The 18,004-nt window shown below is 60.4% G+C and carries 15 protein-coding genes; 11 read left to right on the plus strand and 4 right to left on the minus strand.

Features of this window, described 5'->3' with window-relative positions; translation table 11 throughout:
* Positions 1–458 precede the first annotated feature (458 nt).
* Complete coding sequence (gene fdhA, locus ACILSR_RS23525) at positions 459–1,655, minus strand: formaldehyde dehydrogenase, glutathione-independent (RefSeq protein WP_395752253.1); 1,197 nt, start codon at positions 1,653–1,655, stop codon at positions 459–461.
* A 214-nt stretch (positions 1,656–1,869) separates the two neighbouring features.
* Here fdhA and ACILSR_RS23530 point away from each other — a divergent pair, with 214 nt between their 5' ends.
* The 6 genes from ACILSR_RS23530 to ACILSR_RS23555 all read left to right on the plus strand — a co-directional run bounded on the left by ACILSR_RS23530 (position 1,870) and on the right by ACILSR_RS23555 (position 8,994).
* Positions 1,870–2,733 (plus strand): platelet-activating factor acetylhydrolase IB subunit, encoded by an 864-nt coding sequence (locus tag ACILSR_RS23530; RefSeq protein ID WP_395752254.1) that lies wholly within the window; start codon positions 1,870–1,872, stop codon positions 2,731–2,733.
* A gap of 36 nt (positions 2,734–2,769) precedes the next feature.
* Positions 2,770–3,384 (plus strand): HAD-IA family hydrolase, encoded by a 615-nt coding sequence (locus tag ACILSR_RS23535; RefSeq protein WP_395752255.1) that lies wholly within the window; start codon positions 2,770–2,772, stop codon positions 3,382–3,384.
* A gap of 82 nt (positions 3,385–3,466) precedes the next feature.
* On the plus strand, positions 3,467–4,036 hold the full coding sequence (locus ACILSR_RS23540) for a UvrB/UvrC motif-containing protein (protein WP_395752256.1): 570 nt from the start codon (positions 3,467–3,469) through the stop codon (positions 4,034–4,036).
* A 76-nt stretch (positions 4,037–4,112) separates the two neighbouring features.
* A complete protein-coding gene (locus ACILSR_RS23545; protein WP_395752257.1) occupies positions 4,113–5,237 on the plus strand; it encodes a protein arginine kinase in 1,125 nt (374 codons plus the stop codon).
* Entirely contained in the window at positions 5,230–7,755 is a 2,526-nt protein-coding gene (locus ACILSR_RS23550) for an ATP-dependent Clp protease ATP-binding subunit (protein ID WP_395752357.1), read from the plus strand. The genes ACILSR_RS23545 and ACILSR_RS23550 overlap by 8 nt, the downstream gene beginning before the upstream one ends.
* A 30-nt stretch (positions 7,756–7,785) precedes the next feature.
* Positions 7,786–8,994: a CHASE2 domain-containing protein gene (locus ACILSR_RS23555; protein ID WP_395752258.1), complete on the plus strand. Its 1,209-nt coding sequence runs from the start codon at positions 7,786–7,788 to the stop codon at positions 8,992–8,994.
* A 4-nt stretch (positions 8,995–8,998) separates the two neighbouring features.
* On the opposite strand, the gene ACILSR_RS23560 is transcribed toward ACILSR_RS23555, so the two are convergent.
* The gene (locus ACILSR_RS23560) at positions 8,999–9,895 is read right to left on the minus strand and encodes an SHD1 domain-containing protein (protein ID WP_395752259.1); all 897 of its coding nucleotides are present in this window, start codon (positions 9,893–9,895) and stop codon (positions 8,999–9,001) included.
* Positions 9,896–10,035: 140 nt separating this feature from the next.
* Between ACILSR_RS23560 and ACILSR_RS23565 the strand changes: the two genes are divergently transcribed.
* The 5 genes from ACILSR_RS23565 to ACILSR_RS23585 all read left to right on the plus strand — a co-directional run bounded on the left by ACILSR_RS23565 (position 10,036) and on the right by ACILSR_RS23585 (position 14,628).
* A complete protein-coding gene (locus tag ACILSR_RS23565; RefSeq protein ID WP_395752260.1) occupies positions 10,036–11,394 on the plus strand; it encodes an MBL fold metallo-hydrolase in 1,359 nt (452 codons plus the stop codon).
* Positions 11,395–11,403: 9 nt separating this feature from the next.
* Complete coding sequence (locus ACILSR_RS23570; RefSeq protein WP_395752261.1) at positions 11,404–11,865, plus strand: dihydrofolate reductase; 462 nt, start codon at positions 11,404–11,406, stop codon at positions 11,863–11,865.
* A gap of 245 nt (positions 11,866–12,110) precedes the next feature.
* Positions 12,111–12,824, plus strand: a complete 714-nt coding sequence (locus tag ACILSR_RS23575; RefSeq protein WP_395752262.1) for a metallophosphoesterase family protein — start codon at positions 12,111–12,113, stop codon at positions 12,822–12,824.
* A gap of 65 nt (positions 12,825–12,889) precedes the next feature.
* Entirely contained in the window at positions 12,890–13,612 is a 723-nt protein-coding gene (locus tag ACILSR_RS23580; protein WP_395752263.1) for a metallophosphoesterase family protein, read from the plus strand.
* Entirely contained in the window at positions 13,609–14,628 is a 1,020-nt protein-coding gene (locus tag ACILSR_RS23585) for a glycosyltransferase family 9 protein (protein WP_395752264.1), read from the plus strand. The genes ACILSR_RS23580 and ACILSR_RS23585 overlap by 4 nt, the downstream gene beginning before the upstream one ends.
* On the opposite strand, the gene ACILSR_RS23590 is transcribed toward ACILSR_RS23585, so the two are convergent.
* Both ACILSR_RS23590 and ACILSR_RS23595 read right to left on the minus strand, forming a co-directional pair.
* Positions 14,629–14,892 (minus strand): hypothetical protein, encoded by a 264-nt coding sequence (locus ACILSR_RS23590; protein ID WP_395752265.1) that lies wholly within the window; start codon positions 14,890–14,892, stop codon positions 14,629–14,631.
* A gap of 33 nt (positions 14,893–14,925) precedes the next feature.
* Positions 14,926–18,003 carry an efflux RND transporter permease subunit gene (locus tag ACILSR_RS23595; RefSeq protein ID WP_395752266.1) on the minus strand — a complete coding sequence of 1,026 codons (3,078 nt, stop codon included), beginning with the start codon at positions 18,001–18,003 and terminating at the stop codon, positions 14,926–14,928.
* Position 18,004: the final 1 nt, after the last annotated feature.

Here is an 18,004-nt window from a genome sequence, read left to right on the forward strand (position 1 = left end):
CGATCTCGGAGAGTGTGGGCAAAGACGCCAGGGGGAAGATCAGGTGTGGATGATGCAGGCATCCGCCTTTAGTTAACCATGCAGTTCATTTGTACAGCGCTCTTTTTCCGGCACCAACCAGCTTTTGCTTAGCGGCATTACATTTAGACCAACTCTCAAAAATTTTGTCACATTGCCTGGACGGCGGAGCGGCCCCATTGGCTGCGTTGGTCGCTTGCCTGTTATTTTCAAATAGCAGGCGGCGCTCCCGCCTTGCCACTGGGGCCGCTGCGCTCGCCGGTCAAAATGACAATCTTTTCGAGAACTGGTCTATGTGAAGAAGCAGTCATCCTGCGGGTGAGACAGAAAGAAGGCGCGAAACATCAGGGGCGTGAGCCTGAATGCCTCGTGAATACGAAATGAAAAAGCCCTCCCGCTTTGCAGCGGGAGGGCTCCTCAACCTAACTTCCAAAAACAGATCAGGCTTTGATCATGCCGTGGGGGTCAATGACGTACTTGCGCGCGGCACCCTTGTCGAAGTCGGTGTATCCCTTGGGAGCGCCCTTGAGGGAGATGACCTGGACGTTGGTGGCCTTGGCGATCTTGATCTTGTCGTGCAGGATGGCCATCATGAGGCGGCGATGGTACTTCATGACGGGGCACTGGCCGGTGACAAAGGTGTGGCTCTTGGCCCAGCCGAGACCGATGCGGATGGAGAGGCTGCCAACTTTGGCGGCTTCATCCACGGCGCCGGGATCTCCCGTGACGTAAAGGCCGGGGATGCCGATGGCACCGCCTGCCTTGGTGATTTCCATGACGCTGTTCAGCACCTGGGCGGGGACTTCCTTGCTGTGGTTATGGCCGCAACCACGGGCTTCAAAGCCGACGCAGTCGATGGCGCAGTCCACTTCCGGCACACCGAGGATGCTTTCGATCTGCTCCTGAACGGTGGCGCTCTTGGAGACGTCCACAGTTTCGCAGCCGAAGCGACGGGCCTGGGCCAGACGCTCCTTGTTCAAATCACCCACAATGACGACGGCGGCGCCGAGGAGATGGCAGGAGGCAGCGCAGGCCAGACCGACGGGGCCGGCACCGGCGACATACACGGTCGCACCAGGGCCCACTCCGGCGGAAACCGCACCATGATAGCCGGTGGGGAAGATATCCGAGAGGAGGGTGAGGTCCTTGATCTTGGCCATGGCCTGATCGCGGTCCGGGAACTTCAGCAGGTTGAAGTCGGCATAGGGAACCATGACGTACTCGGCCTGACCGCCAACCCAGCCGCCCATGTCCACATAGCCGTAAGCGGCACCGGGACGGGCAGGATTCACGTTGAGGCAGATGCCGGTCTTGCCTTCTTTGCAGTTGGCGCAGCGGCCGCAGGCAATGTTGAAGGGCACGCTGACGATGTCGCCTTTCTTGATGAACTCCACATCGCGGCCGGTTTCGATGACTTCACCGGTGATTTCGTGGCCAAGGATCAGGCCCTGTGGCGCGGTGGTACGGCCACGCACCATGTGCTGGTCGGAGCCGCAGATGTTGGTGCTGACGACTTTGAGGATGACGCCGTGGTGGCATTTGCGCCTTTGCTCACGCAGCTCCAGTTTCGGGAAGTCAATGCTCTGAACCTCTACCTTACCGGTCCCCATGTAGGCGACGCCTTGATTGCTTGGCATAATATTAGATGTGGTTGTGGTTGAATGAATTTTGACAATTCCCGGTCATGCTAGCCAGAACTGACAGATCGCGTCAATCCTCGTGAGGGAAAAACGCAGGCAGTCCGCAGTGCAGGGATCGGGAAAGGCTGGCACCGCTGAAACGGATAAACGAAACATCCCGAATGCTCTTTCGGATTGCCTCCGCATAAGCAGCTCTCCACAATGAGCGTGCATGAAAATTACAACCTTTGCATTCTCCCTCCTCTTTCTCATCTCTGCCGCCGCCCAGGCGCAAACTCCGGCTCCAGGCACCAAGAAGGGTGCCGTCATTGGCGCCCAGGGAGGTGCTGCAGTCGGCGGCATCATTGGAACTCAAAGTGGTCGTGGCCTCGAAGGCGCACCTGCCGTTCCTGCCGCCCCTGCGGTGGTTCTGCCACCGCAACCACCGGATGTTCCTGCTGAAAAATATGGCAAGGACGGCAAGATCAGCCCCGGCTTCATCGCCTCGCACGAGAAGTTCGTCAGCATCGCCAAGGAAGGAAAGGCGCAGCTCGTCTTCCTGGGCGACTCGATCACCGCCGGCTGGGCTGGCAATGGCAAGGAAGTCTGGCCCACGGCTTTCGGAAAATACGAACCTGCCAACTTCGGCATCGGCGGCGACCGCACGCAGCACGTGCTGTGGCGTATCAAGAATGGCGAGCTCGATGGCATCAAGCCGAAGGCGGTGGTGATCATGATCGGCACCAACAACTCCGGCAGCGATCCTGCCGAGGGCATTGCCAAAGGGGTGACTGCCATTGTCCAAACCGTGCGTGAAAAGCAGCCTCAGGCGAAGATTCTCCTGCTGGCCGTTTTCCCACGCGGTGAGAAAGCCAGTCCGAATCCAGGCCGTGACAAGCTGAAGCAGGTCAATGACATCATCGCCAAGCTCGACGATGGCAAAAGCGTCTTCTTCCTCGACATCGGTGGCAAGTTCCTCCAGCCCGATGGCAGCCTTTCCAAGGAGATCATGCCTGACTTCCTGCACCTCTCCAAGGCAGGCTACCAGATCTGGGCAGATGCGATCGGTCCGAAGCTGGCCGAGCTGATGAAATAATCTGGCGCGAGCTTTGCCAGCGTGCATAAGAAGGCCATGCCCCAGCCTGTTATTCTTTCCGACGTTGGCAAAGTTCTCATCGACTTCGACTTCAGCATCGCCGCCCGGCGGCTGGCGCAGCAGTGCGACCATCCGGCAGAGACGGTGCTGACGTTGTTCGATGACATCAAAGTCCCGTACGAGATCGGCAACATTGATGATGCGGAGTTCATCCGACAGGGCACAAGGCTGACGGGCTTTCGCGGAAGGCCGGAGGAGCTGGAGTCGATCTGGTGCGAGATCTTTGCGCAGAACGAGGCGATGCACGCCACGCTGGGCGCGCTGGCGGGGAAGCTGCCGATGCACCTGCTCTCGAACACCAACGAACTGCACAAAGCCTACTTTCTGCGCGAGTTTGACATTTTTCAGCATTTCCAGGGCGGCGTGTATTCGCACACGGCGCGCTGTGCGAAGCCGGGCGAGGAGATCTTCCTGAAGACGATCGAGCAGCTGGATCTGGATCCGGCGCAAACGTTTTACATTGATGATCTGGCCCCCAACATCGCCACGGCGGCACGTCTGGGATTTCGGACCTTTCATTACAGCTTTGCGAAACATCCGCAGTTTCAGGCGGAACTGGACGAATGGCTGGTGGCTCAGGGCATTGGTTGACGGGCGCGAGTACCTGTCATAACCAGTACGCGCTGCCATTCGTATCACCCATGTGGCATGAAAAGCATGCACGACTACTTCCATGAAATGCGACGTTTGCGAGAATGAGGCCACTGTGTTCCTCACCCAGATCATCAACGGTCAGATGACCACGGTGAACCTGTGTGAAACCTGCTCAAAGGCCAAAGGCGTGACCGAGGAGACCGGCTTCGGTCTCGCGGAGGCGTTTCTCAGCCCGTCTCACCGGGCGGAAACGGACACGATGGAGATCGTGTGCAATGCCTGCGGCTTCACGGCATCGCAGCTGAAAAAGATCGGCCGCATGGGCTGCCCGGAATGCTACAATGCATTCCGCGACGGACTGGACGGACTGCTGCGCAACATGCACAAGGGCACCCGGCACGTGGGCAAACGGCCGAGCAGCTCGAACGCCCCATCTCCGCAGATGCTGCCGCGGCAGCGGACGACGTCTTTGAAGGAAGCGCCACCGCCCCCTGCTCCGGTGCCGCCACCCGCGCCTCCCGCGCTGCCGCTGCCAGACATCGCCAAACTCCGTGCGGAGCTGGACCTGGCCGTGAGTGAAGAACGCTACGAGGATGCGGCGAAATTGAAATCTGAGATTGAAAGTCTCCAGCCCAAGACATCCAAATGAGGGATGCCAAAGTTGGATTCATCCTTCCTTGTTATTCAACGCGTATCTCAGTTATTAAGTCCTATTTTGTAAGCCCATGATGCGCTTCGCCACACTGATCAAAAACCCCGCCGACTGGATGAAAGGCACGGGGCCGCACTCCGACGTGGTGATGACCTCCCGGGTGCGACTGGCACGCAATCTCCGCGGCTACCCCTTCCCCGGTTTCAGCCAGGAGCGTCAGCGAATTGAACTGCTGGAACGCGCACGGCCGGTGGTGGAAGAACTGCCTGAAATGCGGGATGGCTACAGCGAGGACTACACCGACCTGAGCAAAATCCGCAAGCAGGTGCTGGTGGAGCGCCATCTGGTGAGCCGCGAGCATGCGGCGCGCTCTTCCGGCTGCGCCGTGGTGGTGGACCGCAAGCAGAGCATCTCCATCATGATCAATGAGGAGGATCATTTTCGCATTCAGGGCATCCGCCCGGGCCTGAACCTTAGCAGCGCCTTTGAGGCCGTGGACCGGGTGGACTCGGAGCTCGAAGGAGCGCTGCCCTATGCGTTTGACCCGAAGCTGGGCTACCTGACCGCGTGCCCCACCAACCTGGGCACCGGCATGCGCGCCTCCGTGATGCTGCACCTGCCCGCGCTGGTGCTGACGGAGCAGATCAATCCGGTGATCAAGGCCATCGGCAAGATCGGCCTGGCCGTGCGCGGCCTCTATGGAGAGGGCACCGAAGCGCTGGGAAATCTGTTCCAGATCTCGAACCAGCACACGCTCGGAGAGGCAGAGCCTGAGATCATCGCCCAGATCGAGAAGGTCATCGAAGGCGTGGTCCGGTCTGAGATGACCGCCCGGGCCAAGCTCAAGGAGGACCACCAGACAATGCTGCGAGACCAGGTCGGCCGTGCCTTCGCCATCCTGAGATATGCGCATATCCTTACCTCCAAAGAGGCACTGAACCTGCTATCCATGCTTCGTCTGGGTGCAGATCTCGACCTCATCGGGAACTGCGACCGCAGCCTGATCGACATGCTTCTGCTAGAAATTCAACCTGCTCATTTGCAGCTTAATGCTGCGCGTGAATTGTCACCCGAAGAACGGGACAGCATGCGTGCTGATTTAACCCGTGCACGGTTGCAATCAATCGACGGCCCGGGTAGTTTTCCAACAAATCAATCCAACCCCGGAGGCACCCCCTCCACCCCTAATGATGAATAATTTTACCCCACGCGCCCAACAGGTCCTGGCTCTTGCCCGCAAGGAGGCGGACCGCTTTAATCACAACTACGTCGGCACAGAGCATCTGCTCCTGGGCCTGATCAAACTCGGCCAAGGGGTCGCGGTGAACGTTTTGACCAAGCTCGGTCTCGACCTTGAAACCGTGCGCATGCAGGTGGAGCAGCAGGTTGGCTCCGGCCCTGAGACCAAGATGGTCGGCAACATTCCCTACACCCCCAGGGTCAAGAAGGTGCTGGCCCTGGCCTCCAAGGAAGCGAAGGCGCTTAATCACAGCTACGTGGGCACTGAGCACATCCTGCTGGGCCTTCTGCGCGAAGGTGAAGGCGTCGCCGCCCAGGTGCTGCGCAACCTCGATGTGAACCTCGACAAGGCACGCAGCGAGATCCTCAAGGAACTCGACCCCAACTTCTCCTCCCAGAACGAAGGCGAGGAAGAGGAAGAAAGCGAACCTGTGAGTCCCACCGGCAACACGCCTTCTGGCGACAAGAAGAAGAACGAGAAGACCCCGGCGCTCAAAGCTTTCGGCCGCGACCTGACGGAACTCGCCATCAAAGGCGAGATGGACCCTGTCATCGGCCGCTCTGAAGAGATCGCCCGCGTGATCCAGATCCTCTGCCGCCGCACGAAGAACAACCCGGTGCTCATCGGCGAAGCCGGTGTGGGCAAGACCGCCATCGTGGAAGGCCTGGCCCAGGAGATCTCCGCCGGCAACGTGCCGGAAATTCTGCGCGACAAGCGCGTGATCACCCTCGACCTCGCATTGATGGTCGCTGGCACGAAGTATCGCGGCCAGTTTGAGGAGCGCATCAAGGCGGTGATGGATGAAATCCGCCGCAACAAGAACGTCATTCTCTTCATCGACGAGCTGCACACCATCGTGGGCGCCGGCGGTGCCGAAGGTGCGATGGATGCCAGCAACATCATCAAGCCTGCGCTGAGCCGCGGCGAGCTGCAGTGCGTTGGCGCCACCACTTTGAACGAGTACCGCAAGTACATTGAGAAGGACTCCGCCCTCGAACGCCGCTTCCAGAGCGTGAAGGTCGAGGAGCCGTCCGTCGAAGATGCCATCCGCATTCTCTTTGGCCTGCGTGGCAAATACGAGATGCACCACAAGGCCAAGTACACCGAGGACGCTCTGAAGTCCGCGGTGAACCTCAGCTCGCGCTACCTGCCCTCCCGCTTCCTGCCGGACAAGGCGATCGACATCATGGACGAGGCTGGCTCCAAGGCCCGCATCGCCGCCATGACCCGCCCGCCTGAGCTGAAGGTGATCGAGGCTGAGATCGAAGAGATCCGCGTGGAGAAGGAAGGTTCCATCAAGGAACAGGACTTCGAGAAAGCCGCCCACCTGCGCGACCGCGAGAAGAACGCCAAGAAGCGCTTCGATGATGTGCTGGAAACCTGGCGCTCCAACAATCAGGAACGCATCGTGGATGTGACCGAAGAGGACATCATGTCTGTCGTGTCCAAGTGGACCGGCGTTCCGCTCCAGCGCATGGAGCAGGCCGAAGCTGAAAAGCTGCTCAAGATGGAAACCGAGCTCAAGGGCAAGGTCATCGGGCAGGACGAAGCCGTCATCGCCATCAGCAAGGCGCTGCGCCGCTCACGTGCGGACCTCAAGGATCCGCGCCGCCCGATCGGCTCCTTCCTCTTCCTCGGCCCGACCGGTGTCGGCAAGACCTTCCTGGCGAAGAACCTGGCCGAATTTATGTTTGGCACCGCTGAGGCGCTGATCCAGATCGACATGTCCGAGTACATGGAGAAGCACACCGCAAGCCGTCTGATCGGCGCGCCTCCCGGATACGTGGGTTATGAAGAAGGCGGCCAGCTTTCCGAAGCTGTGCGCCGTCGTCCTTACTCCGTCATCCTGTTTGACGAAGTGGAGAAGGCTCACCCAGATGTGATGCATCTGCTGCTGCAGATTCTCGAAGAAGGCCAGGTGACCGACAACTTCGGCCGCAAGATCGACTTCCGGAACACCATCGTCATCCTGACCTCGAATGTGGGCGCTGAAACCATCAAGCGTCAGACCAGCCTGGGCTTCATCGCCATGCAGCAGGACGTGGCTGACAATGCCAGCATCAAGGGAAAGATCACCGAGTCCGCGAAGAAGTTCTTCAAGCCCGAGTTCCTCAACCGCCTGGACGACATCGTGATCTTCCGCATGCTTGAAAAAGAGCAGCTCAACAAGATCGTCGATCTCGAAGTCAGCAAGGTGGTCACCCGCCTCAAGAAGAAGAACATCCACATCTCGCTCGATGACAGCGCCCGTGAGTTCCTCATGAAGGAGGGCTTTGACCCGCAGTATGGCGCGCGTCCGATGCGCCGTGCGGTGGAGAAGAACATCGAGGATCCGCTGGCGGAGCACCTGCTGCGTGGAGACATCCGCGAAGGCGACATCGTCAAGGTCTCCTTTGACGACGAGCACAAGCGCCTCAAGTTCTCCGCCGACAAACGCGAAACCACTGACGTTCCGGCTGAGACGCCTGCGCCTTAACCGGGAGCGATCCGCCGGGCACTGCCTGCCATGATCCGTGCCCTGATTCTCGTGCTCCTTCTCACCAGCCTCGGCTGGTGGCTGGACCGCGAGCATCACGCGGGGCGGTTTCAGGAGGTGGATGAGGTGTTCCTGGACTTTCTGGTGGCCAATGCGCGTGATCGTTTTGCGCCGGCAGATGACCATGCAGTGGCTGCCGCGCCAGTCGTGCTGGTGAAGATGCGTGCCGCTGACAAGGCGGAGTATGCAGGCTGGCCGCCCCGGCCGCTGGACTGGCAGATGGTGCTGAAAAGCCTGCATGCCTACGAGCCTGCGGTGGTCGTGATACCTGAAACGCTGTTTTGGAGCCGGCCCTCACCTGAATTCGCAAATGAGGCTGCACAGGCCTTGAATCCCTTTCCAAGCACAGTGCTGGGGGTGGAGGCGAAGCTGGCGGCCAGTCGGGAGACTCCGGCCTTTATGGGAGGACTTGAGGACTCGCTGCCGCGCTTTCAGAAGGTGCGGGGAGACAGCGGGGCTGTGCCGGCCCTGGGCGCTCTGATCGCTGCGCCGGACGATTTGATGCGGCGGCAGGCCGAGCTGGGCATTTCGGTCCCCACGGATGCAGCCGAGGCCGGCAAGGTGCTTTATGCCGTCAGTGAAAGTGACCGGGTGCTGCCCACCGTCCTGGCACAGGCGGTGACACGCTTCACCCGGACGCCCTATGCCACCCAAAGGCTGCTGCTGGGGCCTGGTGCCGGGGCTTATCTGTCAAACGGCGCCTTTGTTCCTCTTTCTGCCGCCGGGGCGTTCACGGTCAACCCTAAACAGCCTGTCCCTGAAGTGGACGCGCTAAACCTGATGACCTCGGAACTGGCTGAGGCGCTGTCTCCTCAGGACAAGGCCAATCTGGGAAGCGGCAAGTTGATCGTGATCGGCACTGATGATGGCTCTGAAAACAGCATGGCACGACTGCACGCGCAGGCGCTTGCTCAGTTGCTCGCGCTGCCACGTCTTCGGCTGCTGCCGGACTGGGCGCAATGGATCATCTGGGGTTTCGCCGGACTGGTGGGGGCTTGGCTGGTCATTTGCGTGCCGCGTGGCAAGGCGATCGTGCGCGGGCTGCTGTGCATCTTCGGCGCGCTGGTGGTCTGCTTCGTCGCATTTCAATCCAGCCTCATCTGGTGTCCGCCCACGGTCCCGGCGGCGCTGCTGGCAGTTTCGACGCTGTTTGCGAGGGTCGCAGGACGGGTGAAGTAACGCGTCACTTGGCCGCTTTCTGCTCCGGAACGGCGAAGACCTGAACTTCGCAGTAGTGGTTCATGTCGTTGTTGGTGTTGCCGTTGCTCCAGAGGCGGACATAGCGGGCCTTGGCGCCTTTGCCTTCGATGATGCGGCCGAAGCTGGTTTCGACATACGTGGGGTCCTTGCCTTTTCCCATGTTGGAGCTGTCGTCATGATCGGAATTCCACAGGGTGGTGACCCCCTGTTTGAACTCCGGGTCATTCGAGGCCTGAATGATCACGTCCAAATAGGCACCTGCCTGCTTGTGGTAATGCCATACCGCCATTTTCTGAAGCGTGTGAGTGGCTCCGAGATCTATCTGCACCCACTGCTTGCCCGGCATGAGCTCGACAAAGCTACCATCCGCACCGTCGGCGTCGCCGTCCGTGACGAGAGCAAGCTCACCGATGATGGGAGCCGCATCGGAGGAGGTGACTTTTTTGCCCTTGGCGACGTTCACGGTGCCCTTGAGAGCCATGAAGCGCGTGATGCGCTTGGAGGGATCGAATTTCTCCATGTTGGGAAAATCCACCAGCGGAGTGCCGATGAACATGGGCTTGGGAAATTCGATCCTGATTTCCTCCAAATCGCCGCTCAAGACGAACTCCCTTGGTGCGGCAGCCTCTGGCGGGCGACCTGCGGCGAGAAATTCCTGGTCCTCGCGACTCAAAGTGGCCAACGGCACCGTGATGATTAAACCGTTCTCGCGTTTGAGCAGCACGACGCCGCCCTTTTGGCTGACCAGTTCAGCCCGGATCTCATGCTGACCTCCCGCATCTTTCCAGACACGCTCCGCAGCGGGGAGCGGCACACCGGCCATGCCAATACAAAGGACGCTCAAGGATTTCAGCAGCAGTCGAGGCGGGTGGATGCGCATGATCCCTAAAAATGGAACAAAACCGCTGAACGGCAACCAGATAACAAGTGCCGAACCATTCGGGCACATGAGCCAAATAGCCCTTGTGGAACACTGGCCGCCCCCTAGTGTCAGCTCCCCCCTCCCCCAAAAAATACCGCATGCGTTTTCGCAACCTGACACGCCGACGTGAGATCGGCGCCAATTCTTATCTCCTCGAAGCCGGGGATCATCGCGTCGTGCTGGATGCCGGCATGCACCCGAAACGTGCGGGCTTCGACGCTCTGCCGGATTTCGGACCTCTGCCGCACAAGTCGGCCAACGCGGTAATCATCACGCACTCGCACCACGATCACATTGGATCGATGCCCGTGCTGCAGCGCAAGCAGCCGAACACCCCGGTGCTGATGACGGAGATCACCGGCGAGCTGGCCTCGGCCATGCTGCACAATTCTGTCAACGTGATGACGAAGCAGCGGGAAGAGGAGAGCATCACTGAGTATCCGCTGTTCACCCATCGCGAGCTGGATGAGATCCGCTCCCAGTGGATCTACCGTGACATTGACCGCCCGTTTGAGATCCCGGACACCAATTTGGAAGCCACGATGTTTGACGCCGGTCACATCCTCGGATCCACCGGCGTGCTGGTGCGTGAAGGGAGCAACACGCTGTTCTACACGGGCGACGTGAATTTTGAGGCGCAGACGATCTGCCGTGCCGCTGACTTCCCCACCAGCGGAATTGATGTGATGATCACTGAGACGACGCGTGGTGATTATGCCCGCCCGGAGGGTTTCTCCCGCAAAAGCGAAAAGGAACGCCTCGCCGGAGTGATCCGTGACACGCATGAGGCCGGTGGCGCGGTGATGATCCCCGTCTTTGCCCTGGGCAAAACGCAGGAGGTCATGATGATGCTGCACGAGCTGCATCAAGAGGGCCTCATTCCCGAAATGCCGCTCTACATCGGCGGTCTGAGCACCAAGATCACCGTCCTGTATGATCACTACGCCTCCCGAAGCCGCCGTAGCTACCCCGGCTTCCGCCTGCTGGAGGACATGAAGATGCTGGTGCCGCGAAAGAACAAAAAGCGCCAGGAGCTCGTCTCCAGCCCGCGCACGCTCTACGCGCTCTCCAGCGGCATGATGACGGAGCACACGGTTTCAAACATCTTCGCGCAGAAGTTCCTCGATAATCCGCGCAACACCATCTGCTTTGTGGGCTACACCGATCCTGAGTCTCCCGGCTACAAGATCCGCAATGCCACGCCCGGCACGAAGATCAAGCTGGCCAAAGACCTCCCCGCCGTGGAACTGCGGGCGAGGATCGAAAGCTTTGACCTCAGCGCCCATGCCTCGCGCGAGCAGATCGCCGAATACATCGAGAAGGTGAAGCCAAAGAAGCTGCTGCTCGTCCATGGCGAGGAACCTGCGCAGATGTGGTTCACCAACCGCTTCCGCGAAACCATCCCAGGCACCGAAATCATCCGGCCGGAGCCGCATCAGCCAATCGATCTCTGGTAAGTTGTCGTCATGCGCCTGATCGCCATCGTCGCCATGTCCAGCAACCGCGTCATCGGGCGCGAGGGAAAGCTGCCGTGGCATTTCCCGGAGGACCTGAAGTTTTTCAAACGTACGACGCTCGGCCACCCCATTCTAATGGGGCGTGCCACGTTTGACTCCATCGGCAGGCCGCTGCCAGGCCGGCAGAACATTGTGCTGAGCCACACGATGGCCCCGCGCGAAGGTGTGACGGTCATTCGCAGCGCCGCAGAACTGCCGCAGGTGATCGATGGAGCTGAGACTGTCTTTGTGATCGGAGGAGCACGCGTCTTTGAAGAACTGCTGCCGCAGTGTGACGGGCTGTACCTCACCTGGATTACCGAACCTTACGAAGGAGACGTCCTGCTCCCCCCCTTTGAGCATCTGTTTGCCTTGAAGGAAATCGTTGATCAGTCGGAAGGGTTGGAATTTAGGTATTACGAACGAGCTTAGCCCGCGCTAAACGCCAGTTTACAACCGCCTTACAACTCATTTACGAGCACCTGACGCATCGTTTTTGATTTGTGGAAGCATACCACCAGACAGCGAGCCGGAGACGGCTCAGTCAAAACTTTCAAATAGTGGTTCCTTCTGGCTGTTGGACTCTCTATCAAGCGACGGGGCGGATCGGGTGATCCGCCCCGTTTGCTTTTCCGGCAACAAGCGCCCCGGGCCTGCGTATGCACACTCCCTGGACGATGAAAATGGCCCTTTTCTCGGACATTCACGCCAATCTTGAGGCGCTGGAGAGTGTTTTGAGTGACGCGAGGAGCCAGGGGTGCGACCAATTTGCCTGCCTGGGGGACATTGTCGGCTATGCCGCAGATCCGGTAGCTTGCCTGAAAATCGTGCGGGATTTGGGCTGCCCGGTGGTGCGCGGCAACCATGACGAAGGCGCCGCCAGCGAAAGCCCCCTCGAAGAACTGAACCCCCTGGCCCAGAAAGCCCTGCTGTGGACGCGTGAGCAGCTCAGCGAAGAACAGCGCGTGTGGCTGCTGGGGCTCAAACTGGTGCGCCGGGTGCGCGAGTTCACCCTTGTGCATGCCACCCTCGATTCCCCGGGCAACTGGGGCTACGTGACCAACTGCTTCGATGCGACGGCCAGTTTCAGCTACCAGACCACGCAAGTCTGCTTCTACGGCCATACGCATGTGCCGCGCATCTTTGAAAAATGCGGCGCCGTCTGCGACGTGACCACCGAGGATATCGTCCTAAGGCGTGGCGTGCAGTATTTTGTCAATGTCGGCAGCACAGGGCAGCCGCGTGATGGCGACTGGAGGGCCGCCTATGCCATCCACGACACGGAGGCGCAGACCCTCTCGATCCGCCGCGTGGCATACGATATCGGGACCACGCGGGCCAAAATTCGTGCCGCGGGACTCCCGCCTTCCTTGGGCAGGGGATCTTTCTGATGCCGAAATGCTTGATTTCCCTGCCCATGTCCCGAAGGTAGGCGAATCGCCGCCAACCTTAGACGATGAAATTCGCCATATTCGGAGACATCCACGCAAACCTCGAAGCCCTGCAGACTGTCCTGTGGGACGCTCAGGAACAGGGTTGTTCGAATTATGTGTGCCTGGGAGACATCGTGGGCTATGCCGCCAACCCGGTCGAGTGCCTGCAAACTGTGCAGGACCTGGGCTGCCCGGTGGTGCGTGGCAACCATGACGAAGGCGCCGCCAGCGAAAGCTCCCTCGAAGAGCTGAACCCCCTGGCCCAGAATGCCCTGCTCTGGACGCGTGAACAGCTCAGCGAAGAACAGCGCGTATGGCTGCGGGAGCTGAAACTAGTGCGCCAGGTGCGCGACTTCACCATCGTGCATGCCACGCTCGATTCTCCCGGCAACTGGGGCTACGTGACCAACCGCTTTGATGCGATGGCGAGCTTCAGCTACCAGTTCACCCAAGTGTGCTTTTACGGCCACACGCATGTGCCGCGCATCTTTGAAAAGGATGACGCCGTGCGTGCCGCCCGTGGCACCGATGTGCTGCTGCAGCGCGGTGTGAAGTACTTCGTCAATGTCGGCAGCGTGGGCCAGCCCCGCGACGGTGACTGGCGCGCCGCCTACGCCATCTACGATGCACAGGCGCAGACCATTTCGATCCGCCGGCTGGAATACGACATCGAAACCGCCCAATCGAAGATCCGTGCCGCCGGCCTGCCCTCGCTGCTGGCCGACCGTCTGGCCCTGGGCAAATGAGCGCCGCCACGCGCCAGCTTCCCAGCCTGCGCGACTTCCGCTCCGCGCTCATCGTCAAACCGAGCTCGCTCGGGGACATTGTGCACACGTTGCCGGCGGTGAAGGTGCTGCGTGCAGCGAATCCCTGGCTGAAAATCCGCTGGCTGGCCAACACCGAATGGACGCCCATTCTGCAGGGCAGCTCTCTAATCGACGAGGTGATCCCCTTCCCCCGCAAAACTTTCCGCGGACCTTCCGGCCTGCTTCGATTCTGGAACTGGCGGCGCACCTGGATGACTCTGCCGCGTGAGGAGCCGGAGATCGTGCTCGATTTTCAGGGACTGCTGCGCAGCGGCGTGGTCAGCAGCTGGCGTGGTTCCAAAATGGTCATCGGGCTTTCGGATGCGCGTGAAGGCTCCCGCTTCTTTTACAACCACACCGTTCCAGTGGATGCCGGGGCACATGCCGTGGACCGGTATCTGGAAATGCCGCGTGCTTTCGGAATTCGCATTGAACCGGAGGACATCACCTTTGAACTCACGCCGGGGAAGGCCCCCGCTGGCTGGCCAGACTCGCTGCCGGGTTTCATCGCGGTGCATCCATGGTCACGTGGCGAAGGGAAGTCTCTTTCGAACTCCGCATTGCAGGCTCTGTGCGATGCGCTGGCTCCGCATCCGGTGGTTCTGGTGGGCATGACTGCAGATGCAACACGGCCCGCGGGCGGCCACATTCACGATTGGAGCAACCGCACCTCTCTGGCCGAACTGATCTGGCTCATGCGACAAGCCCGGTTTTGCATCAGTGTGGACAGCGGGCCCATGCACATCGCGGCGGCGGTGAATCCGCAGACGCTCGGCATTCACACCTGGAGCGACCCGCGCAAGGTGGGACCGTATCCGTCGGCCGTGAACGTGTGGAAGGCCGGACGTATTGCCCCCCGGACGGAGTTCAGCGCCGAGGAATGCCAGCGCGACGTCGGCGTGCAGGATCAAGATGCACGCGACATCGGCCAATGGGTGAGCAAGAGACTGGGCTGATTACTTCTTCGCAGCGGCGTCTTTGACCATTTTCACATACTTGGCTGGGTCGGCCTTGAAGTCCTTCATGCAGGACTTGCAGCAGAGATACACGTCCGTGCCCTCGTGGGTGACTTTGACAGGCTTGCCCATTTCTCCGCCGAAGGCTTCGCCGGAGACAGCGCAGGTCTTGAGCGGGTAGGAAGCGGGGATGCCTTCTGGGGCTTTGGTGTCGGCAGCGTTGGCAAGACTGATGGTGAAGAGCAGGGCGAGGATGATTTTCATGACGACGAGTGAACGAACAACTTGGCCGAATATTCACGCTGATGTGATCTTCACTTTGCCAAACCGGGCATACAAGGCGGGGAGGAGAAACAGATTCAGCAGCGTGCTGGTGACAAGGCCGCCCAGGATCACGAGGGCCATGGGGCGCTCGATTTCGTTGCCGGGCACATTGCCTTTGAGCACCAGCGGCAGCAGAGCCAGCGCGGCGGTGGATGCAGTCATAAGGATAGGCACGAGGCGCTCGGCGCTGCCTTCCAGAACAAGATCAAGACCAAAGGCGCGGCCTTCCTCCGTCTGCAAATGCCGGTAATGACTGACGAGCAGGATGCCATTGCGCGCGGCGATGCCGAGCACGGTGACAAAACCGACCAGCGACCCAAGCGAGAGCACCCCACCGCCGAGCCATGCCGCCATGACACCGCCGATGAGCGCAAAGGGCAGAGTGAGCGCGACGAGCAGCACCAAACGCGGTGATTGGAAGTCGGCCAGCAGCAGCGCGAGAATGCCCGCAAAGGATGCGAGGGCGAGCCAGCCCAGGCGGCTCTGTGCGGACTGGCGTTCGGCCCATTCGCCGAGGATTTCGGGATGATAGCCCGCAGGGAACTGGACCTTGCCGACACGCTCCTCGATCTCTTTTGCCACTTCTCCCAGAGCGCGGCCGGAGACGTTGCAGGTGACATCGATGCGGCGTGAAGCGCCTTCGCGCTTGATAGCGTTTGGTGTGGGCACGATGGCGAGATCGGCCACATCGGCGAGACGCACGTGACCGCCGGCGGGTGTTTCGATGAGGAGATCACGCAACGTGGTGTAGTCGGCGCGGACGGCGGGCAGGCTCCAGACGGTGACATCATGCACGCGCTGGTCCTGATAGACCTCGCCGACTTTTCTGCCGCTGATGAGCGTGGTCACGGCCTGGCGCACTTTGCCGGCAGTGAGACCATGCAACGCAGCGGATTCGGGGCGCAGCTTGACGGTGATTTGTGGCACGAGGGTGAGAGACTCGACCTTCAAGGCGCTGACACCGGGAACGTCCTTTAATGTGGCGCCGACGGCTGCTGCGCGATCGCGCAGCACATCTAGGTCTGAGCCGAAAATGCGCACGACGATGCTGGCGCTGGCACCGGTGAGGACTTCCTTCACGCGTTCGCGCAGGAAGGTGAGCAGATCGCGCGTGAGGCCAGGGTAGCCATCCACCACAGCCTGCGCTTTGTGAATGGTCTCATCGTAATCGACGTCGGGTGCGAGGCTGATCCACAGTTCGGTGAAGTCTGGGCCCACGACTTCGTCGGCGACTTCCGCACGGCCAATGTGCGCTCCCAGATTGCGCACACCGGGAATGGCGCGCAGGTCCTTGCTGGCGGCGATAGTGATGCGCGTGCTGGCCTCGACGGAGGTATTCGGTTTTTCCAGCCAGTGCATGAGGAAGTCGCGCTCCTTGAAGTTGGGCAAGAATTCTTCCTTGAGCTGGGTGTGCCAGATGAATCCGGTGAAAGCGAAGGCTCCTGTGATGACCAGCAGTGCCAGCCAGGGACTGCGCGCAAAGGCGGGCAGCACGGCACGGTAGGCGGCCTTGAGTCCACGGGCGAAGAAGGCATCCTGATGCTGCCCTGTTTTGATTTTCAGCAGCATCATACTCAGCGCAGGTGTAACTGTCAGCGCCACCACGAGCGAGGCGCTGATGGCTAGGATGTAGGACAGAGCGAGCGGTTTGAAAAAGGTGCCTGCCAGACCGGGCAGGAAAAACACGGGAATGAAGACCAGCACAATGATGACGCTGGCGTACACCACGGCGCTGCGCACCTCCAGCGAGGCCTCGAGAACCACACGCAGCTTCGACTTCGGCTCTGCGAGCACCGCATTCTGCCGCAGGCGGCGCAGGATGTTTTCCACATCGATGATCGCGTCATCCACGACCTCTCCCAATGCAATGATGAGGCCCGCGAGGATCATGGTATTGATCGTCTCGCCACGCCAGGCGAGGAAGAGCAGCGCCACGGCCAGTGACAGAGGAATGGCGGTGAGGCTGATGATGGTGGTGCGCCAGTCGCCAAGGAAAAGTGCGAGCACCACGACCACCAGGAGACAGCCAAGCCACAGCGCCTCGGTGAGGTGATCCATGGATAGCTGGATGAAGGTGGCGGGCCGGAAAATGGTGCTGTCCACCTCCACACCGGGCAAGGCGGGCTTCAGCTCTTCGAGCATTTTCTCGACACCCTGCGTGACATCGAGCGTGTTTCCCCACGGCTGCTTTTCCACGATGAGGAGGATGCCGGGGCCGTCATTGATGACGCCATCGCCAATCGGCGCGGGATTGCCGATTTTCACTTCGGCCACGTCGCCGAGGCGAATGGGTGCGCCGTTGCGAAAGTCCACCACGGTTCGGGCCAGATCCTCCGGCGTAACGATCAACGCCAGCTGCGCCACGCTCAGGCGCTGATTCGGCGTATCGATGAATCCGCCGGAGCTGATCACGGCGGCATCGCCAGCGGCTTTGGTGATGGCATCCAGCGTCACACCAGCGGCGCGTAGGCGCTGGGGATCGACGAGGACCTGGAACTGTTTGTCGCGCTGGCCCCAGATGGCGACATTGGCCACACCACGCACGGACATAAGACGTGGGCGGATGGTCCAGCGGGAGAGTTCGCTCAGCTCCATCTGCGACAGCGTCTTTGACGTGAGGCCGACTTTGAGTACGCGGCTGAGAGATGAGTAGGGGGACATGAGCACGGGTGGCTTCACCACAGCGGGCAGCCGATTCTGCGCGAGGTTCAGACGCTCCTGCACCAACTGGCGCGCTTTGAGGATGTCCGTGCCGGTGTCGAAGATCATCACCACCGAGGACAACCCGAGCACTGATTTTGAGCGCAGGGTTTTGAGGAACGGCAGGCCGTTGAGCGAGTTTTCCAAAGGCACTGTGACGAGCGCATCGACCTCCTCCGTGGAAAGGCCCGGCGCTTCCGTCTGCACCTCGACCAAAGGCGGTGCGAATTCGGGGAACACATCCAGCGGAGCATTTCTCGTGGCATTGATGCCGACGAACAGCAGCGCCAGCGCGGCGGCGACAACGAGCACGCGCATGTTCAGCGCCCAGGTGACGATGGAGTTCAGCATG

It is taken from the genome of Prosthecobacter sp. (assembly GCF_044222565.1).
In the GTDB taxonomy this organism is placed as follows: domain Bacteria; phylum Verrucomicrobiota; class Verrucomicrobiia; order Verrucomicrobiales; family Verrucomicrobiaceae; genus Prosthecobacter.